The 23964-nt window shown below is 55.3% G+C and carries 24 protein-coding genes; 23 read left to right on the forward strand and 1 reads right to left on the reverse strand.

Features of this window, described 5'->3' with window-relative positions:
• Positions 1-58: 58 nt before the first annotated feature.
• Both accD and ACAW75_RS12695 read left to right on the forward strand, forming a co-directional pair.
• Positions 59-901 (forward strand): acetyl-CoA carboxylase, carboxyltransferase subunit beta, encoded by an 843-nt coding sequence (gene accD, locus ACAW75_RS12690; RefSeq protein WP_370729099.1) that lies wholly within the window; start codon positions 59-61, stop codon positions 899-901.
• A gap of 117 nt (positions 902-1018) precedes the next feature.
• On the forward strand, positions 1019-1996 hold the full coding sequence (locus ACAW75_RS12695) for a radical SAM protein (protein ID WP_370729100.1): 978 nt from the start codon (positions 1019-1021) through the stop codon (positions 1994-1996).
• 2 nt (positions 1997-1998) lie between these two features.
• On the opposite strand, the gene ACAW75_RS12700 is transcribed toward ACAW75_RS12695, so the two are convergent.
• Positions 1999-3144, reverse strand: a complete 1146-nt coding sequence (locus ACAW75_RS12700) for a T9SS type A sorting domain-containing protein (protein ID WP_370729101.1) — start codon at positions 3142-3144, stop codon at positions 1999-2001.
• A 180-nt stretch (positions 3145-3324) separates the two neighbouring features.
• Here ACAW75_RS12700 and ACAW75_RS12705 point away from each other — a divergent pair, with 180 nt between their 5' ends.
• The 21 genes from ACAW75_RS12705 (at position 3325) to ACAW75_RS12805 (ending at position 23812) form a co-directional block, all read left to right on the forward strand.
• Positions 3325-4275 (forward strand): DUF2279 domain-containing protein, encoded by a 951-nt coding sequence (locus ACAW75_RS12705; RefSeq protein ID WP_370729102.1) that lies wholly within the window; start codon positions 3325-3327, stop codon positions 4273-4275.
• 328 nt (positions 4276-4603) lie between these two features.
• A complete protein-coding gene (locus ACAW75_RS12710; RefSeq protein WP_370729103.1) occupies positions 4604-4783 on the forward strand; it encodes a hypothetical protein in 180 nt (59 codons plus the stop codon).
• Positions 4784-4825: 42 nt separating this feature from the next.
• Positions 4826-5299 carry a M23 family metallopeptidase gene (locus tag ACAW75_RS12715; protein WP_370729104.1) on the forward strand — a complete coding sequence of 158 codons (474 nt, stop codon included), beginning with the start codon at positions 4826-4828 and terminating at the stop codon, positions 5297-5299.
• A 32-nt stretch (positions 5300-5331) separates the two neighbouring features.
• Positions 5332-5775, forward strand: coding sequence for a hypothetical protein (locus ACAW75_RS12720; RefSeq protein WP_370729105.1), 444 nt, complete (start codon positions 5332-5334; stop codon positions 5773-5775).
• Between the two features lie 56 nt (positions 5776-5831).
• Positions 5832-7196: a type VI secretion system contractile sheath protein TssC gene (locus ACAW75_RS12725; protein WP_370729106.1), complete on the forward strand. Its 1365-nt coding sequence runs from the start codon at positions 5832-5834 to the stop codon at positions 7194-7196.
• Positions 7197-7249: 53 nt separating this feature from the next.
• Positions 7250-7642, forward strand: a complete 393-nt coding sequence (gene tssD, locus ACAW75_RS12730) for a type VI secretion system tube protein TssD (RefSeq protein ID WP_370729107.1) — start codon at positions 7250-7252, stop codon at positions 7640-7642.
• A gap of 68 nt (positions 7643-7710) precedes the next feature.
• Positions 7711-8253, forward strand: a complete 543-nt coding sequence (locus ACAW75_RS12735; RefSeq protein WP_370729108.1) for a hypothetical protein — start codon at positions 7711-7713, stop codon at positions 8251-8253.
• Between the two features lie 33 nt (positions 8254-8286).
• On the forward strand, positions 8287-10104 hold the full coding sequence (locus ACAW75_RS12740; protein ID WP_370729109.1) for a type VI secretion system Vgr family protein: 1818 nt from the start codon (positions 8287-8289) through the stop codon (positions 10102-10104).
• A 7-nt stretch (positions 10105-10111) separates the two neighbouring features.
• A complete protein-coding gene (locus ACAW75_RS12745) occupies positions 10112-10546 on the forward strand; it encodes a GPW/gp25 family protein (RefSeq protein WP_370729110.1) in 435 nt (144 codons plus the stop codon).
• A 2-nt stretch (positions 10547-10548) separates the two neighbouring features.
• Positions 10549-12357, forward strand: coding sequence for a hypothetical protein (locus tag ACAW75_RS12750; protein ID WP_370729111.1), 1809 nt, complete (start codon positions 10549-10551; stop codon positions 12355-12357).
• The gene (locus tag ACAW75_RS12755; RefSeq protein WP_370729112.1) at positions 12354-13301 is read left to right on the forward strand and encodes a hypothetical protein; all 948 of its coding nucleotides are present in this window, start codon (positions 12354-12356) and stop codon (positions 13299-13301) included. The genes ACAW75_RS12750 and ACAW75_RS12755 overlap by 4 nt, the downstream gene beginning before the upstream one ends.
• Complete coding sequence (locus tag ACAW75_RS12760) at positions 13298-14158, forward strand: TssN family type VI secretion system protein (RefSeq protein ID WP_370729113.1); 861 nt, start codon at positions 13298-13300, stop codon at positions 14156-14158. Before ACAW75_RS12755 ends, ACAW75_RS12760 begins: the two co-directional genes overlap by 4 nt.
• A 21-nt stretch (positions 14159-14179) precedes the next feature.
• Positions 14180-15328: a hypothetical protein gene (locus ACAW75_RS12765; RefSeq protein ID WP_370729114.1), complete on the forward strand. Its 1149-nt coding sequence runs from the start codon at positions 14180-14182 to the stop codon at positions 15326-15328.
• Positions 15329-15343: 15 nt separating this feature from the next.
• Positions 15344-15646: a PAAR domain-containing protein gene (locus ACAW75_RS12770; RefSeq protein ID WP_370729115.1), complete on the forward strand. Its 303-nt coding sequence runs from the start codon at positions 15344-15346 to the stop codon at positions 15644-15646.
• A gap of 42 nt (positions 15647-15688) precedes the next feature.
• Positions 15689-16192, forward strand: coding sequence for a hypothetical protein (locus ACAW75_RS12775; protein WP_370729116.1), 504 nt, complete (start codon positions 15689-15691; stop codon positions 16190-16192).
• On the forward strand, positions 16189-17151 hold the full coding sequence (locus ACAW75_RS12780) for a hypothetical protein (protein WP_370729117.1): 963 nt from the start codon (positions 16189-16191) through the stop codon (positions 17149-17151). Before ACAW75_RS12775 ends, ACAW75_RS12780 begins: the two co-directional genes overlap by 4 nt.
• Positions 17152-17305: 154 nt before the next feature.
• Positions 17306-18208 carry a porin family protein gene (locus ACAW75_RS12785; protein ID WP_370729118.1) on the forward strand — a complete coding sequence of 301 codons (903 nt, stop codon included), beginning with the start codon at positions 17306-17308 and terminating at the stop codon, positions 18206-18208.
• Positions 18209-18220: 12 nt separating this feature from the next.
• Positions 18221-19474, forward strand: coding sequence for a hypothetical protein (locus ACAW75_RS12790; protein ID WP_370729119.1), 1254 nt, complete (start codon positions 18221-18223; stop codon positions 19472-19474).
• Between the two features lie 73 nt (positions 19475-19547).
• Positions 19548-20960, forward strand: coding sequence for an OmpA family protein (locus tag ACAW75_RS12795; RefSeq protein WP_370729120.1), 1413 nt, complete (start codon positions 19548-19550; stop codon positions 20958-20960).
• Positions 20961-20966: 6 nt separating this feature from the next.
• A complete protein-coding gene (locus tag ACAW75_RS12800) occupies positions 20967-21866 on the forward strand; it encodes a hypothetical protein (protein WP_370729121.1) in 900 nt (299 codons plus the stop codon).
• Between the two features lie 2 nt (positions 21867-21868).
• Positions 21869-23812 (forward strand): hypothetical protein, encoded by a 1944-nt coding sequence (locus ACAW75_RS12805; protein ID WP_370729122.1) that lies wholly within the window; start codon positions 21869-21871, stop codon positions 23810-23812.
• Positions 23813-23964: the final 152 nt, after the last annotated feature.

A 23964-nucleotide genomic window follows, 5' to 3' on the forward strand; every position in this document is an offset into this window, starting at 1 on the left:
GAGATAGCTCTTTGAGTAAACAAGGTTGCTGAATAGGGATATTGCAAAGACAAACAATATGTCCTGGTTTATACGTAAAGATAAGGGTATTCAGACCCCAACCGAAATGAAGCGGGAAGCTCCCGACGGGTTGTGGTATCAGTGCCCGAGTTGCAAGCAGGTGATGCATACCCGCGAACACAAGATGAACGCCTACACCTGTGTGCATTGCAACTTCCATGAGAAAATTGGCTCCGACGCCTATTTCTCTATCCTTTTCGATGATAATATCTTCACCGAACTGGATTCCAATATGACATCGGCCGATCCGCTGACGTTTACCGACACGAAGAAATACCCGGATCGCATTCGGGCTACCGTTAACAAAACGGGATTGAAAGATGCTGTCAGAACGGCCTATGGTCAGATGAACGGTGTCGACATCGCCATTGCCTGTATGGACTTCAATTTCATTGGTGGGTCTATGGGGTCAGTAGTTGGCGAAAAAATTGCCCGCGCCATCGATTATGCACTCACGCATAAAACTCCCTTCCTGATGATCTCCCGCACGGGGGGAGCCCGGATGATGGAAGCAGGCTTTTCGTTGATGCAGATGGCTAAAACATCGGCTAAACTAGCCCGGTTATCGGAAGCCAAGATTCCCTACATCTCGCTGCTCACCGACCCAACGACGGGCGGCGTTACGGCTTCTTACGCCATGCTGGGCGATTTCAATATCGCTGAGCCAAACGCCCTGATTGGCTTTGCCGGCCCGCGCGTTATTCGCGAAACGATTGGCAAAGACCTGCCCAAAGGCTTCCAAAGCGCTGAGTTCGTATTGGAACACGGCTTTCTGGACTTTATCGTCGACCGCAAGGATCTGAAAGACAAGCTGGCGAGCTTGTTGAAAATGATACAATAAAGGAGGAAAGGAAGACAAGGACTAGAGGGAGGAAAGGGATAGCGTTGCCCGGGTACGTTACGGCATCTTTTCCCCTCCTCCCTTTAGTCCCTGTCTTCCTTTCCTCCCTTACCATCCATGCGCCTCGTTCGTCATCCGGTTTTATGCAATTACTACGTCACGTATCGCTGCAACGCTACGTGTGGTTTCTGCGATATCTGGGAGCGGCCATCGCCCTACGTGACGATCGAGAATGCCCGTGAAAACTTCCGCGATCTGAAACGCCTCGGTGTGCGGGTCATCGACTTCACCGGCGGCGAACCCCTGCTACACCGCCAATTGCCTGAGCTACTGGCCGAAGCCAAGCAACAGGGCTTTATCACGACCGTAACGACCAACGGCTTACTGTATCCCAAACAGGCCGATAGCCTGCGCGGGCTGGTGGATATGCTCCATTTTTCGCTCGATTCACCCGATGCCACCGAGCATGATACTGGGCGCGGGGTACGTTGCTTCGAGAAAGTGATGGAATCTATAGCCATTGCCAGATCAATGGGTGAGCGCCCCGACATTTTATTTACGGTATTTGAGCACAACATTGGCCAGATCGAGGCGATGTATAGCAACATCTGCCAGCCCAATGGACTGGTACTGATTCTGAATCCCGTTTTTTCGTACAATACCGTCGATACAGGTGGGGCTTTGTCGGAGGCGGCCTTACAGCAGCTGACCGATTGGGGCAACCGGCCCGGTGTGTACCTGAACGACGGATTTGTGCAGCTCCGTCGGGATGGGGGTAATCGCGTAGAGAAGCCGGTTTGCCGGGCGGCGAGCACCACGCTGGTCATTTCGCCGCAAAACGAGCTGGTGCTTCCCTGTTATCATCTGGGGCTAAAGAACGTACCTATCAATGGCCAGCTTTACGAGGCATACCGGTCAGACGAGGTGCAAAAGCTGGTGGCCCTGGAAGGCCGGTTACCCGCCTGCGAAGGCTGCGCCATCAACTGCTACATGCAGCCTTCTTTTGCGGTCGAGGTCTCGAAATACTGGTGGAAAGCCCTGCCCAGCACCCTGAAATACAACTACATGAAGGGTACGTGGAAGCAGTTGTTTTAACGCTACTGCTTCAGCACCTTCCGAACCACCTGCTTTCCGCCAGCTTCAGCCCGAATCAGGTATATACCAGCGGGTTTCCCGTTCAGGTCGAATAGGTATCGGTGCTGCTGCGCTGGCTCATCGAGATGGACCGTTTTGTAGGTACGTCCCTGGTTGTCAAGCAATTCCAGTCTAACGCGCTGAGGCTGGTCAAAAACAAGTTCGGCCTGAACTACGTCTCCAGCAACCGGATTTGGCGAAACCTGGAGCGATAGGCTATTTTGTGGGCTACCATCAATAGCCGTGAGCAGACCAGCGTAGGCTGGTTCGTAGGCAGGTGGTATAACGGGCGTACCTCCTTTGTCGATCACTGTCAGCGTTAATTCCTGCTGTGTTTCGCTAATCAATTGCCCATATTGCCATTCTGAAACCACCACCGCCACCGAATACACTCCTACTTCGGTGGGTACGTCCCAGGTCAGTAAGCCCGTTTTTGCATTGACCCGGAACGTACCCACTTGCTTTACCCGGTTGGGAAACTGGTAGGTCGCTACTGCCGAAAGGCTATTGCAGAGATCGGGCGTAGTACTCAAGGGAATGGCACTGGTCAATGGAACAGCAATCGCGTAGGAGAGGCTATCCCCACCCGCCTCAGCAGCGGTCAACAGCATCGAAAAACGTTGATTAAGGGCGGCCTGTAATCCTGTTGTGGGAAATGGTAGCAAAGGCGACTTCTTAAAGGCGCTGAACGCCTGAATGGTTGTCCGCAACGTAAAGGGTTGATCAGTAGGTAAGCCACTATCGATATTACGAATGGAAGCCGTTCGGTTGATGGCCGATGCCACCAGTTGATAAACGCCCGGTCCGGCAAATGTGTAGGTGGTTCTGTATAAGGCGACAACAATTTTTCCGCCATCGGCCAGTGTAACAGGGCTAAGACGGGGTAAGCTTATGGACGTACCGTCGCCTAAACATAAGGTTACCGTATTAGAATTGGTAAAACCCTCGTCGCCACCAGCAGCGGGCTGTTGATAGATCGTGACCGTAATCTCGTAGGTTGCTGAGATAGTATTAATACGTGCGGCCCGGATATAACCGCCAATAATATGAGTGGCAAAGGCCGCTGATGAGCTCATCAGCAAGGCCAGAAGGCAATAAACGGAGCGCATACAGGTGTCGGCAACAGGCGTTGTTTTCTTGTAACTGTTTAACTGATTGGTAGTCAGTTTACGTATACAGTACTGCCGTATTTTATTTATCCGGCTACTTATCCCAACACGGCGGCGTATCGCAACATCTTTCTTGCCACCCGCGTCGCAGCTCTCACGTCTATTCATTAGGTTTAGCCCATGATTAAACGGATTTGCCTGCTGCTCTTTCTTGACCTGGTGCTCACCTTCGGCGGGCCGTTACAGGCGCAACCGCTGCCGATGGCAAGCGCTTCGAGCGAATCGGGTATCAATCAGGGGCGGTTTATCGGGGTGGTCGTGGGCACAGCGGCGTTTTATACCATCACGCTTCTGTTATTACGGAAGCAGTGGTACAAGAAAAAGATGCCCTTCCATACCTTCAACGACAACCGCGAATGGCTACAAATGGACAAAGTGGGGCATGCAGCAACGGCCTATTGCATGAGCCGGGGCGGCTACGAGCTGATGCGCTGGAGCGGTGTCGACGAGCGGGCGAGCATTCTGACCGGCGGCCTGCTGGCGCTGCTGTTTCAGACCACACTCGAAGTGTACGACGGGCATGCCGAAGGCTGGGGCTTCTCGAAAGGCGACATGGTGGCCAATGTAGCCGGCACCGCCCTGTTTATGGGGCAGCAATTGGGCGCGGGGCAGCAAATCGTCAGCCTGAAATACGGGTTTCGGAAAACGATCTACCCCCCTTTTCGGCCTAATCTGCTGGGTAAAACCACCGGCCAGCAAATGTTGAAAGACTATAACGGGCAGCAGTACTGGCTCTCCGTCAATCTGGCATCGGTCCTGCCCGTTGGCCCCGACTTTCCCCGATGGCTCAATCTGGATGTTGGCTATAGTGGCAGCGGCATGACGGGCGGCCATGAAAACCCGCCCATGAAAGATGCCACTGGGAAACCGATCGAGTTTAAACGCTTCCGGCAATTCTTCCTCTCGCCCGATGTAGATCTGGCGCGGATCAACCAACCTGACCCATGGCAACCACTGCCCTGGCAGCGGTTTGTAGGCACGGTTCAGTTCTTCAAAATTGCGGCTCCTTCCATTGAGTATAACGCGGAAAAGGGGCTACGCTTTCACCCATTATTACTGCCAAAGGAATAAGCCAGGTACGTTGCCGGAACCATCAGGTTTTCGTACCCCTCTAGAACGGCATCTTTTGGCCCGTTACCAGGCCGTTTCTACAGCTGCCAGCCACGCTATTCATCCGAAGAAAACGAGCCAGGCTCTGCCCATATCCCGGAGCGTCGGCCCAGCGCCGGGCCGTTAGTCACGCCCGCGTCAAAGCGCTGTTACCCAGCCGTATGCCATTATGGGCCGGTCGGTGAGCTACTTTCTGTCATTACGTTGAAAAATACCCCTTTTGGGGGATGCATGGGAGTAGACGCTTGAACAATTTTGATCCAGCGTTTGCTATCCACACATTTTTCTTATGACAACTCTCTATTTCCCTATACGTGCTTTCGTATCCACCCTGTTGCTGGATGCACTCATTGACCCGGCCGAGGCCAATAGCCCCAGCCCGGTACTCCCCCTTCCCGACGACGCTCAACGCGTGCAGGGCGACGCCCCCGCCCCAACTGGCAGTAACATTGTTTCTCTGCCCCATTAATCTGAGGACGCAGGGCCACTATCACTCAGCCCATTAACTACCATGACGACACCATTAGACGTGATGCAGATCCGAACCCACCAGTTCGGGCGCGTCGATCCCGTATCGAATACGTTTGGGCTGGTGCGCCAGCATGGCCATCGGCCCCATCAGGGGTGGGACCTTCAGGCAGGCGTTGGCACGTCTGTAAAGGCCGTTGCCGATGGCTTTCTGTTTGCGGGCCCCGAGAGCAAGGACTACGGCGTGACGCTGATTCTCCAGTTTAACGCAAACGGACAGACGTTGTATGCCTTTTATGCTCATTTAAAAGAGGTTAGTATCAGCGTTCCGTGCAGTGTTGCCGAGGGCACCGTAATCGCCCGGTCTGGCAGGAGCGGGAATGCCAGCTCTATTCCTACCAAAGAAGCCCATCTCCATTTCGAAATACGTACAGCCCCACAGCTGGGCAAAGGGCTTGGCGGGCGTATCGACCCCGGCGAAGTACTTGGCTACCAATACTATACGTGCCCCTTTTAAGCAATAAGTAGTACTATATCCCCTCCAAATTTATGATCGAGTACGGAATCGGTGGTCAGGAACGCAAAGGAAATGACGCCAACGAAGCGATAGCTGATATTCAGAAAAACCGCACCCTGATTGTGCAAAAGCTAACAGCCAATGCGCCCTTTAAGCCTGTTATAGAAGCCAAACTCGAAACGATCGACGCGGTTTTTGCCCGTTATCAACCCACACTCGACGTTAACTTCAGCGATGCAGCAGGGCAGCCAGTCGACGAGAAGCTACGCTTTCAGAACCTGGGCGACTTTGGGCGGAAAGGCATCACGGCCCAGAGTCCGTTTTTACAGGAATTGAGCGGCCAGCAGGAAGACTACCAGAAGTTTATCAAACAGTTGCGGTCGAACAAAGTGCTACAGAAAATCCTGGCCGACCCGGCAGCCAAGGCCACGTACCTCACGGCCCTGCAGGCTATGATTCAGGAACTGGAAGGCTAGACTGCTCAACCAATCTAGCGACTACCCAACCAAAACAACATATCAGCTATTGTTTTATGGAACAAGTTAATCAATCGGCCATATCGGCTAAAGAACGGGTCCGTCTGGCCAATCCCGCTCAACAGGTAGCTGATAGCGTTCAGCAGTTGGAGCGGTTTGGTGGGTTTGAGTTTGTGGAAACCACCGTGGAAGGCGCCCAAAACCTTAACCCGGCCAAGAAAGCCCGGAAAACGATCTTCCTGACCGAGAAGGGCAGCGAGAAAGAACGCAAACTGCTCAAAAAACGGCTCGAAGCCTGGTCCGACTTACTGGCTAATCACGATGATATAGTCAAGATGGTTGGTGAGGCCGAAGACAAAACAGCCCTGGCGGCCAACACCTTACGCCTTAATTTAAAAGCTGCGCTCGACAGTACTAAAGAACTCGAAACGGCCTACCGGTCGGTGGCGCTCTTCTATAAAAACGCCGATACAGAGAAGATCAAGAACCTATCGATTGTCAATGCCGACGCAGAACAGGTTCAGGACCTGGACAACACGTTATTTTTTGATGCCATCGCCAATGAATTACGGAAGAATTACGACAAGCTTGACCTGCGCCAAAACTATTCGCTACTGGTGCTGCCGGGTTACCTGGGCGCCAAGAAGGTAGTGGATAAATGGGCAAGGCTGGCTCATGAAACCAAAGCGATGCTCGTAACTGACTATCGCCACGTAGATACGCCCGACGACGTGATGGAGCTGTTCAGCGAAGAAGATATGCCATCGGCGGATGCCTACAAAGCCAACGTCATGATGACCTGCAACTACCTGGTGGGTCGCGAAGCCTACACCGATCTGGGCGAAGAAGAACCGCTCTACCTGCCGCCCTCGACGGCGCTGGCTGGGAAAATCTATAAAACGCAGCTCCAGCAACCCGTAGCCGGCAGCAAGCACGGCACCCTCAACGAAGTAGATGGCGTACGCTTCAGCCTGAAAAAAAGCGAAATCGCTTCCCTTGAAAAAATGGGGCTCGTACCGATGGTCAATGAGTTCAATAAAGTGATGGCATACTCGGCCAAGACCCTCTTCACGGGTGATAATCAAGGCCTTCAGACCTACTCGGTGGTACGTGTCTTTGACTGGATCATGAAAGTGCTGATCGATTTTTTGAACCGCCGGGCTTTCGAAAACTGGACCTACGACGCCGAGAAAGACCTGAAGGCGCAGATCGTGAAATTTCTGAACAGCATTACCGGGTCTGACAAGATCATCGAAGATTTCAAGATCCTGCGATTCGAGCGCAACAGAGACGTGAAAGACCAGGTGTTCCTCGACATCCACATCAAGCCGTATTTCCCCGCTAAAAGCTTTCTGGTTCGCCTCGACGGTACCCGTGGCGATGATGCCAATGACTGGAAAGGCGGCGTAGAACAGGAATAGCCCATATTATATTTCTCATAGTCAATTAGTTAACTAGTAAAACCCCTTTCACCATGGCTTTTAAAGCATTTCTGAAACTCGACGGACAGGAGTTCCGTCTACTGCACTGTAGCTATTCGCTCGGCCAGAATACCGACTACACGACCGGCAAACCAACCTCTGATGTGATGGGTGGACAGGTGAATGCCGAGTTTGAATCGACCAAGGAATCAAAGGCCTTTGAGCTGATGATCGACCCGCACAAGAAGTTCAGCGGAGGCATAACCTTCTTTAAGCAGGACGAAGACGCCCCCATGAAAGAGATCAAGTTTGAAGATGCTTTTTTGACCGGGTACTCCGAAAGCATGGATGCCCGGACCAACACCCCGATGAGCACCAGCGTCGTGATCTCGGCGCGTAAACTGAGCGTTGGCGGAGCGTCGCACGAGAATAAGTGGGCTAAGTGATTCACTGATTTTTGACCTGTACTGACCCATCAACAGGCTTTACAGGTCAAAAAATACCACCTGTTACTATGGGCGTCTACAATCCAGCCACCACATGGGTAGGCATTGGCAATAAATCGGGCGGCATTGTTATGGTCGCTGGCATCGAAAGCGTTACGGGACGGCTTTGGAATTCAGACACCGGGCAGGGCGTAAATTTTGACTATACCAGTGCCCGGCTCGGGCTGGGTCTGGGCGGAACCGTTGCGTCAGCAGTGATTGTCGCCGCGTTTAATTGTCCGACACCAGCGGATATCAGTACGATCAACACCAGCGATTGGGGGGTAGGCCTGGCGATGGGCGGCAACCTGGCCAGACTACTGCGAAATGTGCCACGCTACGGCGCCATGTTCCGGTTGGCACGGATTCTTAGCGGCACTCTGACACGAGCTGCCAGAGTGAACCTGGAAGATCTCCGAAGCCTGGGGTCTGTCCTTTACACCAATCTGGACATACACACGTCTGGAGAAGAGCCAAAAATGATCACGATCGACGTGCCGTACATAAGCGCATCGGTCGAATTGTCAGCTAGTTATAGCCTGAGTACGGGTGGTATCAACGTGTACCCCTGATGAGGCCTCATTTGTTCTTTATCTATCCACACCATGAATAACCTATCCACTGTACGAATTGAGATTGGCGGAAAGCACGTGCCGATTTTTTCGCGGGTCAGCATCCGGCAGTGGATAGACCAGCACCACACGTTTGAACTGGCCATACCTATCGAACAGGTTGAAGGCGAAGGCGGTATGACCATCGACCAGTCGAAAAGTTTCATTGGGCAAACAGCCCGAATCACGATTGGCTATCAGCAGGGGGCGGCAGATTCGTTTGCGTTTAAAGGGTTCGTTACGCAGTTGTATCTGTCGAAACAGGCCTCGCTGGGTAATCTGGTTGTCATTCGGGGATTTAGCGCCTCCATCTTACTCGAACAGGGTACCCGCTACGGGGCTTTCTACCAGCTTGACCACAGCGCCATTGTCGACAAGGTATTGAAGGAATATGACCTTGACCTGCTGAAGCCCAGCGTGAAGCCCCGTGCTAACCGCCAGGAAGAGTATGTGGTCAAGTATGATGAAACGAGCTACAATTTTCTGCATCGTTTTGCGGCGGCTACGGGCAACTGGTTCTACTTCGACGGCGAGAAAACAGTCTTTGGCGACGTACCCAGTGAATCGACCGTCAAGCTGGTGTATGGCGAAGACATAAACGCATTCGATATGCGGATGGACCTGCCCGGCGGTGAGTTTTTCATCAACGATTACAATCCGGTCAGCGACGAACACGCGAAGAGCCATTCCAAAGCGGTAACCGTATCCGGGTTGGGCGAGTATGGGCAATTGTTGATCAGTAAGGCCGAAAATCTGTACCCCGAACGTACCTACAGCCGGTCGCCAATTCCTGCGCTGACCGATGCCGATGCCAAGCTGTTTGCCGGGTATGAGAAAAAAGCATCGGTCGCCAACGCCGTCATTTTCAGCGGGGCGAGTAACCGGATCGGGTTAAAAGTAGGTACAGTTATCAGCGTAGGTGAAGCCAGCGGATTGGCCCGGCAACGGACCGCCAGTTTTGGGCAGTACCGGATCATCAGCATCACCCATGAGGCGAATCTGGGCGGCGGGTATACCAATCGGTTTGAGGCCATTCCGGCGGGGGTCGAGTTCCGGGTCAATCCAGCGTTTCAGGTACCCAGCGCCACGATGCAGGCCGCCGAAGTGCTGCACAATGACGACCCGGAACACCTGGGCCGGGTACGGGTACTGTTCGACTGGCAAAAAGCGCAGGGCGACGCCGAAAGTTCTACCTGGATTCGGGTACTGACCAGTCAGAATGTCAGGGCTAATCAGGGAATGTACTTTGTGCCGGAGGTCCATAACAAAGTCATGGTCATTTTTGAAGGCAACGACCCGGCCCGGCCAGTGGTGGTGGGCGTGTCGTATGACAAATCGACCCGGCAAGACACCTTCTACAGCCAGGATAACTACTACAAAACCATCATTACACGGGGTGGGAACCACATTGTCATTGGCGACGAAGAAGGCAAGGAATTTATCAGTCTGTATAACCGCGACAAGAAAAATCAGATCAGCCTGTCGCTCGACAATACCCACATCAGCCTGAAAAGCGAAGGGACCATCAACCTGGACGCCGACACCATTACCCTCAAAGCAAAGACAATTACGGTTGATGCCAGCGACGAATGGACCGTGAAGGCGGGTAAAGCGCAACTGGAAACGCAGCAGTCGATGGCCATACAGGCATCGACCAACCTGACGCTCAGCGGCACTACAGAGGCCAGCTTAAAGGGCATGACCGTATCCATCAGTGGCGATACGGCTACTTCCGTGAAAGCAGGCGCGCAACTGGAACTGGATGGGGGGCCACTGGCTACCCTGAAAGGAGCAATGGTCATGATTAATTGAATCGTTCATGAAAGCCTATACCCTAGCGGCCCCGCTAACGAGGCTGATGCAACCGGGGAACCTGCCCAAACTCTCATTGACAGAAGCCATCAGGCAGCATATTGACCTGCTATTGGTCACCCGGCTTGGAGAGTACCGCTTTGACCCACAGCTAGGTAATGCCGTTTGGCAGGGCGACTATGCCGCCATCACGCACCCGACCCTTTGGAAAGGCGAAACCGAGCAAAGCCTGACTGAACTGATTCAGCACTACGAAAAACGAATTCGTTTTGCCCGCGTCGCCGTAGACGTAGATGAACTGGAAGAAACTGACCGCGCTGGTGTTCGTCGACGTACCCGGAAGCGACTCACGATCCGGGTCAACGGTACGCTTATCGATATTGATGAGCCAATGCCTGAACTGCTTTTCACCATTTATATCAACCCAGTAGCCAGCCAATAAGCATGAACAGCCTCGACACCCGCGATCAGATCAAAGCCAGGATGCTCCGCGACGCGGCGCGCCTCTGGGGATTAGCTGATCACCAGTTGGATGCCACGGACATTACTACGGCTTTCGACCCCCTGGTTGATCTCTTATTTGGCGCACTGGCCACCGAGTCTGAGCGGGTGTATGGCGAGATTCTGGCCTCGCGGGGTCGCATTCTGGAACGGCTGGTGCAGGTGCTCCTTCCCGACACGGTAACGGGCCCCACACCAGCCCATGGCGTAGTGGTGGCGCAACCCACTGAGCGGTGGAGCACTGTTGATTCTTCCCTATCGATGACCACCCGCCATCCTCAGACTGGCGACGAACTGGGTTTGCAGCCAGCCGGTCATTTTTCGGTGCTCAATGGGCGAGTCGTTTGTGGCGCAGCCGGCACACAGCTCTGGCGGCTCGACGACCAGCAGAACCGGACTACCCTGGCCACAGCCCCGGCCCACCGCCACCTGCCCGAGCATACAATCTGGCTTGGCCTCGACCTGCCCGAGCCAGTACACCCGAGCAACACCGATGCCGGACTACAGGCCCGCTTTTTCTTCAACTGGAAAAACCAGCCCGACGCGCAGCAACGCTGTGCACAACTTGGGCAAACAGACTGGTTCATTGAAACGGGTGAAACAACGACGCCGCTGATAGCCATTCATTCGCTACAAACAGAACTGGCGCAGGCGCAGGCGGTGCTGCATGACCTGGAGCTGCACGCCCAGCGGTATTACAGGCCGCATTTCATGACGGTATCGTTGCCTGGTGCATGGCCCGTGAACAACATTCCCCAGGCGCTGAGTGAGTCGTTCGAACCAGCTGTACTACAGGCATTGCCAGCATTGACCTGGCTTCGGGTCTTGTTTCCACCTACATTCAGCGCCGACCTGTTACAGCAGACCGATTGCCTGCTCAACGCTTTTCCGGTGCTGAATGTGCAGGCCAGCACAGCTACGTTCCGGCTCAACGATACCCTGAATGTCTTCCCGATCCAGACAGACAGGCCGCTGCTCACGATTGTTGATGTGACAGACAGCGAGGGAAATCAGTACGTACCCCATACTGTCGGCGACGACCCGGCCCAGCACAGTTATGTTGTCCGGCAACGGGGTGTGGGGCGGTTCGACAGCCGACAGGCCGCCGAGCTGGTTCAACATACGCTCGACCAGCTTCGCGATGACAGCGCTGCTTTTCTGCCATTGGGCCACGATGCCGTTGACGAAATTCAGAAAAGTATGCAGCGCATTCGGCAACAGCTGCCGGCCAACCTGCCGGGTGAACCCACGCCGTTTCTGGTTGTCAACAAGGCGCCAGCTACGGGTACGTTGTTCGTTCGTTGTTTGACAACGGCGGCCGAGCGAGCCAATCGCCTGCCGGTTTCGGCCAAAATAGACACCCCGTCGGCCAGTGTTCGGCGCGACCGGCTGCTGCTCATCCAGCCATTGCAGGGCGGCATAGCCCGCTTAAACGACGCCACGAGCCTGCCTGCGTTCCGGCGTATGTTGCTCACACGGGGCCGGGCCCTGACGGCCGAAGACCTGCGGGCTGTTGCCCTGGCCACCGCACCCGACCTGATAGCCGCCGTAACTATCCAGAAGAGCGTAGTCGTTGGCGCTGAAGCGCGCCAGGGCCTCATGCGGGTACTCGACGTACGGCTGGAATTCCGCCCCGGGCGAGTTCTTCCCCCCGATGAACAACAGCACTGGTGCCGGGAGGTGGCCGCTCAGATAGACGGCCTTTGGGCAGGCATTTTACCCGTTCGTGTTATTCCCGAAAATCACCGATGAACAGGCCATTAGACACCGACATCCGGGCCGAAGTATGGCTGGCCCGGCAGGAGCATCCCAATGTGGTGGTGCGGCCGCTAGGTACGTTTGCCCGGGCGTTTAGCCCCGACGTGGTCACCGTTGCCGATGTGGTGGAACAGCCAGGTCGGCCAGATACCCGTTATGTCGACATCAGCCGCGAGGGTTTCTACGATATGCTACCCGAGGCACTTTTCCACCCGTCGGGCCCAGCAGATGATCGTCCCGAAACGTTCGCTGAACGGTCGAAACGGTTGCGGCAGGAAGAAAAACGGGGTCGGCAGTTCTGGTTACCTGCCGAGCAGGAGATGATGCGGCTACGGGTGCGGATTGAACAGCATGAGCATCAGACGCTGGCTAAATCGACGGGTCCCATCTGGCGGGAGCTGTTCGACTGGCTACTGGTCGTGCGGGGCCATACCCTGACTGAACAGCAGCAGGTATGCCTGCTCTCTATCTGGATGAACGCCCATCGCGTGGTTGGCAACTGGTCAGAAACCGCCACTTACTTCAGGCGCTTCCTGCAGGTGCCCGTCCATATCACCTATGGTTCGCACAGAACCGGATTGCCAGCCTTACAGAACACAGACCATGCCAGCCCCCACGCCTCGCCCCGCCTGGGCGACACCCGGGTTGGCATTGACTGGATCTTACCGACTACCGACGAAATCAATGATTATGGCGGTGTGGTACAGCTAGCCATCGGCCCGTTAACCCCTTCGCAATTAGTGGATTACCTACCCACAGGCAGGGGCTGGCGGCATATTGACCTGCTGGCGGGGTATCTGCTGCCCGCCGACGCCGATTACGTGGTTGTGCCCCTGCCAGAAACCAGCGATACCTGGTTTACGCTGGCTGGCACTGCCATGACCGGTCGGCTGGGTATGACCACCTGTTTACACCATGCCAACGCCCCTGCCCGATGACCACCAGCCTGCTCGTATCCCTTGTTGGCCTGCTCAGCCTTGCCCTGGCGGCGCTGGCTCTATTACTTATGCGTCAGAAAGCGACCATCCTGACGAAACGAATGGCCATTTACCTGCTGGCCGGATTCGTTGTATCGGCTGGTGTAGGGGCGGCGCTCACCAGTCAGGAATCCATGCTGGCCAGTTTTTATCTGCTTGAAGGGCTGGTGCTGGTGCTGGGAATAGCCCATCTGGTGCTGGTTAGAAGCCAGTTTCAGTGGATACTGGCCGCACCCGTCATCGACGAGCTGGCATTGATGGTGCTGACAGCCGCTCTACTGGCCACGGCACAAACGCTGGCATACGGCGTGTTGCGGGCGTCAGGTACGTTCCTGCCCGCCATGGCGTTGGGCTGGCTCCCCTTCTTGTTGCCTACGCTGTTCATGCTGGCCTACGAATCGTTTGTGAAGATTCCGGCCCGGATCTACCGCAAATGGTTTTACCCCGTCGACCGGTCTGTGCCGCTGCTTGAGCTGGTCGACACCATTCGGCTTCATGTGCGGGTAAGCAAATCACCGGACAATCCACTACTGACAACGTACACCATTAAGGCGCCTATCGACCGGAGTCTGCACGATCTGTTCCATTATATGCTCTATTCGCACAACCACGAAGAAGACCCCGAACACCCGATTCAATACCACGAAATCGACACGGAGGGCAGCCTGTTGGGCTGGGTATTTTATCAGCCCAGGCTGGGTGGTTTTCTAAAAAAATACCTCGACCCAAGCCAGTCGCTGAATCACAGCCAGCTAAAATCCGACGCCATCATCGTGGCCCGCAGTTACGTCAGCAGCCGTGACCGCGCCGCCCAGTAACCGTTTTTAACCGCAGTACCTATGCTTCCTCCACTGACTCACTGGCCCGTAAACTGGGCCGATGGTATGAAAATAACCCGGAGTCACCTGCTGGCTACCGACGATGCCACCCGTGATCTGGCACGCGACGCCGCCGGTTCGCTGCTATCGGGGCTGGATTATGGGTTGCTACCGCCCCTTGCCGGGCAGGACACTCCGCTGCGGCTCACCTGCGATGGGCAGTCGGTTGTGCTGTCGGTTTGTCGGGCCATTACGCCGGGTGGGGCCCGCATTGAGCTGAGTACTGAGCCAGCCGATGCCTTGCAGCTACCGCTCACTGCCGTACGCGAAGACTGGGTACGGTTGGGGCAGTCGGTTGGGTACGTTATCGTTGACATCGACCCGTTTAGTCCATCGCCTCACGGCCAGCCCGACCCCAGTGAGGAGCCGTTACGCTATCCGTTCGTACGGCCAGCTCTTCGGCTAAGCGCGGTGCCGGCCGTAAACCTGCATACGTCGCTGGCGGCAGCGTATCATCTGCCCGTTGGTAAACTACGGCTGACCAACGGTGTATTCAGCCTGGCCGACAACTACCTGCCTCCCGTCAGGGCGGTTGGGTCACTACCCGACTATCGCGACTTATACCACAACCTGCGCAAACGGCTTGGTGAATTGCTTACTTACGCCACGGCTATCCTGATACGGGTGCGCACCAACGCCCGGTCGGGGCAGCCAAACGCGCTGGCTACCAGCATTGGCTACGTTGCCGAAGCCTGCCTGCTGTGTTTAGGCGATCAGCTCGATATGTTCCAGCTGCGGGGGTTACACGACGCCCCCGTGGGGCTTGTCGGCACCGGAAAGCGGCTGGCCCGCCAGCTGCAAATCGCGATTATGAGCACGCCCGACCGGGAACGGGAGGCCATGTTCAGTTACATTAAAAACTGGACTTCCGTAACACCGGTGGAATGGGAAACAGCCCTGCAGGAGATGCTCGACACGCCCTACGAGCACGCTGACTGCCAACCGGTTATGAGCGCTTTCGTCCGCCTCAATGACTGCCTGATCCGGTTGTTGTCAAAGCTGAGCGACCTGAACTACCTGGAGCGGTCGAAAGATGAATTTTTTGTTGACAAGCAGGACGTACCTGCGCCAAAACCAGCCGGTGTACGCAGCGGCTTCTGGAGTAGATAACCAACCCACCTTGCTATGGGACAGCCCGCGGCCCGAATGGGCGACAATCACCTATGCCCGATGATCACGCCGGGCTTACCGCCCATTCCTCATGTGGGCGGACCAATTCTGCCACCCGGTGCGCCCACCGTACTGATTGGCGGGCAACCCGCCGCCTGTATGGGCGACATGTGCGTCTGCGTCGGGCCGCCCGACTCCATTCTGATTGGCTCAAAAACCGTGCTGATTGGCGGAAAAGCGGCCGCCCGTCAAGGTGATCAGACTATACATGGCGGCACTATCGTAACGGGCCTGCCAACGGTACTAATTGGCGGATAGGGAAGTGGCAGCTAAACAACTAAACGGTCAAACACATCTGGCATGGATCAGGCATTTATCAAATTTTCGCTGGTTACGCTGGTTATCGGTCTGGGCGTAGTAGGTATCATGTATTGGGCAGGTGGCCAGCGGCGAACCGGTGGGCAGTCGCTTACGGCCGAACAGGCAGCCAGGTACGTTGCTGATGCGCAACTGGCCGATAGCCTGGTCCGGCAATTGAAAACGATAGACCCCATCAGCAAAGCCAGCGATTTCTCAACGGTTCGTTTCCAGCTTCAGGAGGCTATTGGCCGGCTGGGAAAGGGCTATAGCGCCGACAGTCTCTTTGCCCGGATAACGGGTGCCACGGGCCAGAACTATCAGAAACTGCTGGATCTGCTTGCGTTACAGACCACCAACCGGCAAAACAGCCTGACGGCCAAAACGCAGCTGAAAGTACAGATCGATGGCCTCAACACGGCCGTACAGGTATTACAAACGCAGGTGATGCTGAAACAGGCGAACCTCGACAACCTCCGCGCCATGAAAGCCAGCCAACGCCCATGAAACCAGAAAATTATCCCGAACGAATTCATCGCCAGCGTCAATTCGTGTTGACCTACCTGCTGTTTCTGGGTGTACTGGCCTGGTGTGGCTGGGTTTCTTTTCACACCATTCCGGTCCTGTCTGATGCCCGATTAAGCCAGTCAGCCCAGCGACTGGCCACGTACCGCACTCAACTAGCCCAAACAGACACACACCTGTCGGCGCTGAGCCAGGGCGTGCCGATGGACGACCGATGGCTCAGTGCTTTTTTTGGCCAGGCCGATGCCCTTGATCAGCAATTCAACGAGGCTATTTTTTTACAGACGACGCGCAGCTATCGGCGACTGATTGCCGAATACGAGGATGGCCAACAGCACGGTGATCCAGAATTACAGCAGCTGTCGGCCCAGCGCACCGACCTGGCCGCTAAACAGGTGGGCCTTCAAACAGCGTTGGTGGGCCTGAACCGGACCATTGCCGGGGCGGCAGGGGGCGGCGGAGGTACGCCGCCACCGCCACCCCCACCTGCCAGTAAGGGAACGAACTTACATCCCGTCATTTTCACAGGTCATTATGGCCCTTTCAAACCGTTGCTCGTGCGTGGTTCGGGCGAATTTAGCACGACCAACCCAACCGTGAATGCCTCGGCTCAGCTCATTATTGTGGGCGAACGGCAGGTAACGCTGAGCCTTTACTTTGAATTAAGCGACAACAGCACGTTTGCTAAAACCACCGAGCGCTACGAAATCTATACGGCCCCGCCCGGCTTCCATATCACGTCGGTTTCGGCTCCACAGAATACTCCCTGGCGAATAAACTACGTCGACAAAGACCAGCAGGAAGACCAGTTTCCCTTTGCCGATGGCCTGTTTACCTTCCAGATTCAGGCCAAAACCCAGGACCTCGACATCGGGGGCCTCAACGGCAGTTCGCTCACCGTCAAGCTAAACCGGCCTATTCGCATCGATCTGGCCCGCTGAAGGGTAAAAAAGCGCATACCATGTAGACTGTACGACTCGATATACCCTTTTTGGGGGATTCGCAGCATTACGCTTAGGCCGAAATTTGGCCTGATTCTATCCGTGTACCGGATTGGCACTCAGTCTTTTATTTACACCATAACCAATTTTCCTTATGAACAGTACCCGTACCTTCCTGTTGGTTGGTCTACTAATCGGCCAGCTGCTTTCTTTTACCAGTTTTGGTCAGGCGGCCCGGCGCGCTGATCAGATCGTTCGTAATGACAATACTGTTGTTGAAGGTTTCATCAGCGAGATCAATGAAACGGCTATTTCTTATCGCAAGTCGGCATCGGCCCAGGGGCAGCAGTACCAGATTAAGAAGAGCGATATCCGCTACATCCGGTATAACAACGGTGAAGTAGAGCGATTCGATGGAAAAGCGAATCAGGCGGCGGCACCCCGGCCTGCAGTAGCCCCGACCACCCGCTCCCGCCCGGCACCCGCCCAGGAGGTGACCAGCACCCGGCGGGAGGTGGCAGCGCCAGTGGCATCGTCTTCCGATCCCCGAACCCGCTTCGGCCTGACGGCTGGCGCCGGGGGTGGCTTCTTCACCGCACAAAGCAACAGCTCAGACATGGGTCTGGCTTTTCGTGGTGGTATTACCATGGAGATACCACTCGGCAAAAAGGTGGCATTGGTGCCTTCTGTTGAGTTTCTGCAACTGTCGCAAGGCAAAAGCCCTAACACCGCTGGACTCAGCTACGGTGTAGGTACGTTGGCCATTGCTTCGCTGTATAACGACGCAAAGCCCGTCAATCTGTTCTATTCACTGGGCTTATACGGGGCCTACGGCGTGAATGTCAGCGGCGGTGGCGAAAACTTTTCTTTCAAAGACGCGGGCTTCAATGCCTTTCATGCGGGCAGCGACGTGAAGCTGGGCGCCCGGTTCAGCCAGCCTTTCACGGTCTACATACAAAGTAATTATGGGTTCACCTCCATGGCTCCGGCGGCTGGGGCGCCGCTTGTTTCGCAAGTCACGTTTGGGGTAGGTATTCGCTATTTATTCGGTCAATAAATCGTTGAAGCCATGTTATACCGACTAATTCTGAGTGTCTTCGCAGGCCTGTGTCTTTGTCAGACCGCGCGCGCTCAAAGCAACACTGGCGCGGCGGGTGATGCCATCTACCTGGCGAACGGAACCCGCTACAAAGACGCACAGCTTGTTGAGATCACCGATAAACGGATAAGCTTCACCGTAAAACATGGTGAATCGCTGATCAATCACAACTACAGCCGCGATGTGGTGCTGATGGCCTTTACGCAGGAAGGCAATTTCCTGATCATCGACGAGGTGAGTACCAACCCCGTGCGGGCCAACCAGCAACTGAAAGATTTCCTGATGGCGCCCGCCCGTACATCACCCACCGATATGCTGATCCGGCGCGTACCGCTGGAGATACTGCGGGGGACGATCTCCTATGAGAGTGAAGAGGTGGTCAACTACAAACCCGTTGGTGGCGGGGCCGCAGCGATCAATAAAAATGAACTGCTGATGATTTTCTACAGCGATGGAAAGCATCAGGTGCTGACTGATTTCGCCGAAATGGGACCTATTCTGGCTGAGATGCGCCCTCAGCTGATGGCATCCGGTACGTCTTCCGTGGCGGTCAATGAGCCACCTGTTGCGCCGCCCGCCCCCGAACCACTCCCGGCGCCCGTTGTTTCTAAACCGGTAGCACAGCCCAAAAATCGGCCAGAGAAAGAGAAACCTATGCCGGCACCGGTGCCGCCAACGGTAGCGGCAGAAGCACCAGCTGGCAATGCCTCAAAGCCAGTGATGAGTGATGCCGACCGGGTGACCTACCGGGCAAAAGCCTTGCAGCGGGTCGATGAGTTCGTGTCTTATGTGGCCATTATTACCGACAAAAGCCTGTCGGGCGATGACAAAGACCGGGCCATACAGCAGGCGCTGAATCTGTTCATGCCCGACGCCACCATTGAGGTTACCTCAGTGAACAAACCTGGTCCGCCCCGGAAAATGGGCGTCAGAACGTACCTGACCCGCCTGAAACTACTCCCCTATAACTACACCGAGGTGACCTGGTCTGATGTTCAGTACGTGAAAGACCTCACCCAGGAGGCTGACGGTAACTATTACGGGCTCATTACCGGCCAGCAAACCTTCAAGGGATACGGCAAGAACGACACGGTTACCTACAGCGACGTGACTCAAAAAAATGTACGGGTTAAGCTACAGCCGTCGCAGAAGACCATCAATGAGCAACTCGAGACAAACTGGCAGGTGCTGCTCGGTAACATTGGCGTTGCATCGAACCAGTAAGTGATCGCTGGTGCAGCCAATTGGTTGCACCAGCGGTACCCGGATCTATCGGCTTTTCAGCTTCTTCCACCCCATGCCCATTCGTCTCCTTCTTCTCAGCTCTTTGCTGGCGTGCTCCCTGGCCTCAGCCGCTACTAACCGAGTCGGCCAACAGGTCTGCCTGCGGTTGCTGGGCGTCGTGCAGGATGTCAGCACCCATCAGCCGCTGGCGGCAAAACTGCTGGTACGGTCAACAAACGGGGCTACTTTGGTTAGTAACAGTGTGGCGGGCACCGGTCAGTTTGCCGTAGATATAGCCTGCACCGCCACCGTACTGCTGATCGAGCGGGCGGGCTACCGTACCCAGCGCCTGCCGTTGAACCCGGCGTCGTTTACGGCAGCCGATGAAGCCTATGTGGTCATTCCGCTCGTAGCTACTGACCAGCAAGGTGTAGACCGGCCCTATTTACAGACTGAACAAACGCACTACGTACAACCGAAAAGCAGCGACATAACCGGCCAGGTCCAGCACAGTGTCTTTGCCATAACTGATGCCCTGACGGGCCGGCCGTTGCAAGCCCAGGTTTGTTTCGTTTTCACCAAAACCGGCCAACGTACCTGCCTGAGCACAGACGCCATCGGCAACTGCGCCACCGATTTTACGACCAAAGATATTGTGGCCCTGGAAGTTCAGGCAACAGGCTACCAGCCTTATCAGGGAAATATCAGCGTGGAGCAACTGGGCGGCGTAGCCCATCGGCACACGGTACGGCTCCTGCGGGAACTGGTGCTGCTTTCTGTGCAGAGTGAACCCGCACAGGCCGGCAGTGGGGTGAAAGCCATTCTCCGGGCCGCCGGCAACAAAACCCCGGTGGTGCTTGCTTCAGCCGCCAGCAGGCCGGGGCTTTTCACGGCCTACGACGTACCGCCTGACCAATATGAGCTGCTCCTGATCAACCAGCAAAAAGCCGTTTTAGCCCAGCAGACGATCACCGTATCGGCTGGCCTGAACGTACAGACGGTTGCTCTACCGGCACGCAGGCCAGTAACAGAAACGCCTCGGCCAACCGGCATCAGCCCTGTTTCATCGCCCGCGTCAACGACCACAGCCCCCGATACAGTTGTGCTGGCTGATAACCTGCCTGTACTCTTTTTTGACGAAGGCAGTTGCGCACTTACCAGCGAAGCACAGGCGATCCTGGGACGGGTGGGGAGCTATTTACAGCAGCATCCAACGGTCAATCTGCGGCTGGTGGGCCACACAGACCGGCTGGGCGACGAACGACTGAACAAATACCTGGGTGAGTTCAGAGCTAAAGTAGCCGCCAGTTACCTGCATTGGCAATGGGGTATTGATGACAGTCGCCTTGAGCTTATCGGCTATGGCAGCCGCTTTCTTGTTGGTGCCAACAATAATGAAGGTAGTCGACGCCAGAACAGACGCGTTTCGTTGACGTACCTGCCCGCCCGCTCTTCGTCGGGCATTACCCGATCAGAAACCAACTAGCTCGTTATGAATCCATTTCTACGCTTTGTAATAGGCTGCCTGGCCGTGCTGACGGGTTGCTACCACGAACCCGATTTAGCAGGCGCCCAGCTTCCTGCCGCCTGCCGGATCGGGCTGGTTGAAACCATTCGGGAAGGCGGGGCGATCAGCCGACGGGGGTATGTGTACAATGACTTCGGCAACCTGACCCAGGTGTATGAAGAAAATCAGAACGGCCAGCGCAGCCTGACCCAAACCTATAGCTATGATTCGCTGCGTTATGTACGTACCCGCGAAGACAAAACCCCAACAGGCACCACCCGTTACGCCTATACCTACGATGCTACCTCTGGACTGATTACCCGGATTGCGCCGGTTCAGGGCAGTGGTACTACCTGGGAATATGCCTGGGAAGGTAATCGACTAAAAAGCCTGACCATCAAAAGCCCGGGCGGCACTGTTGACGAACTGCTTACTTTTCAAGATAACGGGAAGCTGGCAACACGTACCCGACCCGGCACCAGCGAACGGTTTGCCGTTGACCCCGCCACCGGTTACCTCACCTCCTATACGCATACCGATGGCGTGTATGAAACCTTTACGGTGAACAACAACGGGAACCACCTGGTGAAAACATACAACGAACCGGCGCTTAGCAAGGTAACCAGTTCCACGTATACCTACACCAGCAGTGGCTTTTACAACAACACCCAACTCCGGTTTCGCGGTATTCCCGACATCCAGGATGGGAGCGGCAAGCCCGGTCTGCTCACTCAATACGTGCTCAACCAGTTCCGAAACGGCCAACTCACCCTGACCGAGCGCGTCACGTTTCAGTACAGCTACAATGGCGAAGGCTACGCGCTGGGCTACGCAGCCAGTACCGGCGAACGGGGTAAATTCTACTACACTAACTGCGCTAAATAACCATGACCAGTCAACGCTTATTACGGCTGTTCCTGTGTTTGCTGATCAGTCAGTGGCTTTTAGCGCCTTCGGTCTGGGCGCAGAATCAGCCGTTAACAACAAAAGATATCAATGAGATCAAGCGGCTGGCCCAGAAGTGTGTTGAGAAAGATCTCCCCGAACGGATCAACACGCTGTTGTTCGACACGAATACAGAGTTCGATAAAAACGAAATAATCCTGAATATGTACACCCTGAATGAACAGGGTCAGCAGTTATTCGTCAACGACAATTGTACCATTGAAGACGACATAGACCCTAACCATATTGATCACAAATCGGCCGCCGATCTAGACAAAACCCTTAAGCGCTACCTCAACGATCTGCTCCAGTACGTCAGCAAAACGTCAGAGGCCAATCCTGTCGTTTTTGTCGTCAGTAGTATTCGGAAGACCGAGCCGATCATGGATAGTCCCACATCGGCCCATATCAATATTTTCTATGAATCCATATTCAGGGGGCAGAGTACCAACCAGCGCACGCAGGGGCGCAGCTTTCAGCGTGTTAAGCGTGTGGCTACGCTACAGGCGACGCGCGACGGCAAAAAATGGACGGTATTGATCAGTCAGATCACGTTTGAACGCCCCGGCGCTGGTGTTTCGCAAACAGCCAATACCGTTACGGCGCAGCTACCTACGGTAGCCGAGACACCGCCGCCACCACCTATCGAGATTCGCGAACCGCTAAAGGTGTACCGGCAGGAAGACTACGAGTTCAACGTGACCATTCGGCGCAATAGCAAAGCGCTGGATGTTGTTAAAACCGAATCGCCGCGTGTACCACCGGGGCAATACCGAAACGATGGCAGCGGAACCTACGAGCTGGACGGCAATTCGATTCGGTTCGACGAGGCCAACAGGAACAAGTTCATCTATAAAAATCGGGATCGCGACCAGCTGGGTTTCGTACTGCTTCAGCCAAAAGCCCCAAAACCAGACACCACCCGCCCGCTGGCCACCAAGCCGCTTCCCGACGTAGTAACGCCCGGTTATCTGGCCCCCAATGAAGAACAACGTAAGCGCAAAGCTGAGCCGCCCACCAGCGCGCCGGCTACAGAGACAGTAGCGGTTACGGTCCCCAAAACAGCTCCGTCTGTAGCCGTTAATCAGTCGGCCCCGCCCCCTCCCCAACGGACAGAACCCGTGAAGCCAGCGCCTAAACCTGTAACAGAACCACCCAAGCCAGTTCCTGAGGAGGTAGCCCCCAAAACAGTGCAGCCAACTGATAAAAGGCCGGTCGAAATCAGTAAGCCACCAGTAACGGAAACGCCAAAACCAGCGCCAGCAAAACCAGCGCCTGAACAGCAAAAGCCCACCGCTGAACCAGCAAAGCCTGTTGCCGAGCCGCCAAAAACCGTTATCGACCCGCCTAAAGTGATGGCCGAAAAAGCCAAACCGGTTGCCCCTCCGGTAGTGCCACCGGTAGACAAACCGACGCCAAAACCAACGACGCCCGCACCGGTCCTGGCCGACGTACCCAGGGCCGTGGAGAAAGAGAAGCTACCGAAGCCGATCATTCAGAAGCCAGCGGCCATGTCGGTTTCGCCTGAGCTGAAAAAATCGCTTACCAGCGAACAGCAACGTATGGTGGCTGGCATGCGGTTGCGCGGCTGGATGCAGGTCGTTGGTGGCCTGGCAGCCCTGGGCGGTAGCTATGTGGCCTATTCGGGCATCAGGAAAGAGTATGATGCCTATTCGCAGAAAGTGAACGCGCTCAATGCGGAGTATAACCTCTACCGCGATCTGTCGCGGCGGGATATACCACCGCCGCCCAATGCCTTGTCTATTACCCAATATGGCAGCCCCACCATCTATGGCGTATACGGCGGCGGCGTAGTCGGCATGGGGCTGACCGTCAATGGCATACGCACGTTATTGAAAGCTGGAAAGATTAGCAAGAAGAAGTAATGGATAGCCTGTTTACACCTCCACATCATGAAAACGATTTTCTCTTCTGTACTTATTTTACTGTTTTTTCTGATGCCGTTAATTGGTCTCGGCCAAATCACTTCACCAGAACCCCTGCCCTTCAGTACGATATGCAAGACCAATCCGTATGC

Origin of the sequence: Fibrella arboris, assembly GCF_041321095.1 — a bacterium.
GTDB lineage: Bacteria > Bacteroidota > Bacteroidia > Cytophagales > Spirosomataceae > Fibrella > Fibrella arboris.

What these genes read in the sequence shown, in the direction of transcription:
- ACAW75_RS12710 (WP_370729103.1), top strand. Translation starts at nt 4,604, where the DNA reads ATGACAACTCTCTATTTCCCTATACGTGCTTTCGTATCCACCCTGTTG.
- ACAW75_RS12755 (WP_370729112.1), top strand. Translation starts at nt 12,354, where the DNA reads ATGAACAGGCCATTAGACACCGACATCCGGGCCGAAGTATGGCTGGCC.
- tssD (WP_370729107.1), top strand. Translation starts at nt 7,250, where the DNA reads ATGGCTTTTAAAGCATTTCTGAAACTCGACGGACAGGAGTTCCGTCTA.
- ACAW75_RS12740 (WP_370729109.1), top strand. Translation starts at nt 8,287, where the DNA reads ATGAATAACCTATCCACTGTACGAATTGAGATTGGCGGAAAGCACGTG.
- ACAW75_RS12780 (WP_370729117.1), top strand. Translation starts at nt 16,189, where the DNA reads ATGAAACCAGAAAATTATCCCGAACGAATTCATCGCCAGCGTCAATTC.
- ACAW75_RS12770 (WP_370729115.1), top strand. Translation starts at nt 15,344, where the DNA reads ATGGGACAGCCCGCGGCCCGAATGGGCGACAATCACCTATGCCCGATG.
- ACAW75_RS12720 (WP_370729105.1), top strand. Translation starts at nt 5,332, where the DNA reads ATGATCGAGTACGGAATCGGTGGTCAGGAACGCAAAGGAAATGACGCC.
- ACAW75_RS12745 (WP_370729110.1), top strand. Translation starts at nt 10,112, where the DNA reads ATGAAAGCCTATACCCTAGCGGCCCCGCTAACGAGGCTGATGCAACCG.
- ACAW75_RS12715 (WP_370729104.1), top strand. Translation starts at nt 4,826, where the DNA reads ATGACGACACCATTAGACGTGATGCAGATCCGAACCCACCAGTTCGGG.
- ACAW75_RS12805 (WP_370729122.1), top strand. Translation starts at nt 21,869, where the DNA reads ATGACCAGTCAACGCTTATTACGGCTGTTCCTGTGTTTGCTGATCAGT.
- ACAW75_RS12735 (WP_370729108.1), top strand. Translation starts at nt 7,711, where the DNA reads ATGGGCGTCTACAATCCAGCCACCACATGGGTAGGCATTGGCAATAAA.
- ACAW75_RS12795 (WP_370729120.1), top strand. Translation starts at nt 19,548, where the DNA reads ATGCCCATTCGTCTCCTTCTTCTCAGCTCTTTGCTGGCGTGCTCCCTG.
- ACAW75_RS12750 (WP_370729111.1), top strand. Translation starts at nt 10,549, where the DNA reads ATGAACAGCCTCGACACCCGCGATCAGATCAAAGCCAGGATGCTCCGC.
- ACAW75_RS12760 (WP_370729113.1), top strand. Translation starts at nt 13,298, where the DNA reads ATGACCACCAGCCTGCTCGTATCCCTTGTTGGCCTGCTCAGCCTTGCC.
- ACAW75_RS12695 (WP_370729100.1), top strand. Translation starts at nt 1,019, where the DNA reads ATGCGCCTCGTTCGTCATCCGGTTTTATGCAATTACTACGTCACGTAT.
- ACAW75_RS12775 (WP_370729116.1), top strand. Translation starts at nt 15,689, where the DNA reads ATGGATCAGGCATTTATCAAATTTTCGCTGGTTACGCTGGTTATCGGT.
- ACAW75_RS12725 (WP_370729106.1), top strand. Translation starts at nt 5,832, where the DNA reads ATGGAACAAGTTAATCAATCGGCCATATCGGCTAAAGAACGGGTCCGT.
- ACAW75_RS12765 (WP_370729114.1), top strand. Translation starts at nt 14,180, where the DNA reads ATGCTTCCTCCACTGACTCACTGGCCCGTAAACTGGGCCGATGGTATG.
- ACAW75_RS12785 (WP_370729118.1), top strand. Translation starts at nt 17,306, where the DNA reads ATGAACAGTACCCGTACCTTCCTGTTGGTTGGTCTACTAATCGGCCAG.
- ACAW75_RS12790 (WP_370729119.1), top strand. Translation starts at nt 18,221, where the DNA reads ATGTTATACCGACTAATTCTGAGTGTCTTCGCAGGCCTGTGTCTTTGT.
- ACAW75_RS12705 (WP_370729102.1), top strand. Translation starts at nt 3,325, where the DNA reads ATGATTAAACGGATTTGCCTGCTGCTCTTTCTTGACCTGGTGCTCACC.
- ACAW75_RS12700 (WP_370729101.1), bottom strand. Translation starts at nt 3,144, where the DNA reads ATGCGCTCCGTTTATTGCCTTCTGGCCTTGCTGATGAGCTCATCAGCG.
- accD (WP_370729099.1), top strand. Translation starts at nt 59, where the DNA reads ATGTCCTGGTTTATACGTAAAGATAAGGGTATTCAGACCCCAACCGAA.
- ACAW75_RS12800 (WP_370729121.1), top strand. Translation starts at nt 20,967, where the DNA reads ATGAATCCATTTCTACGCTTTGTAATAGGCTGCCTGGCCGTGCTGACG.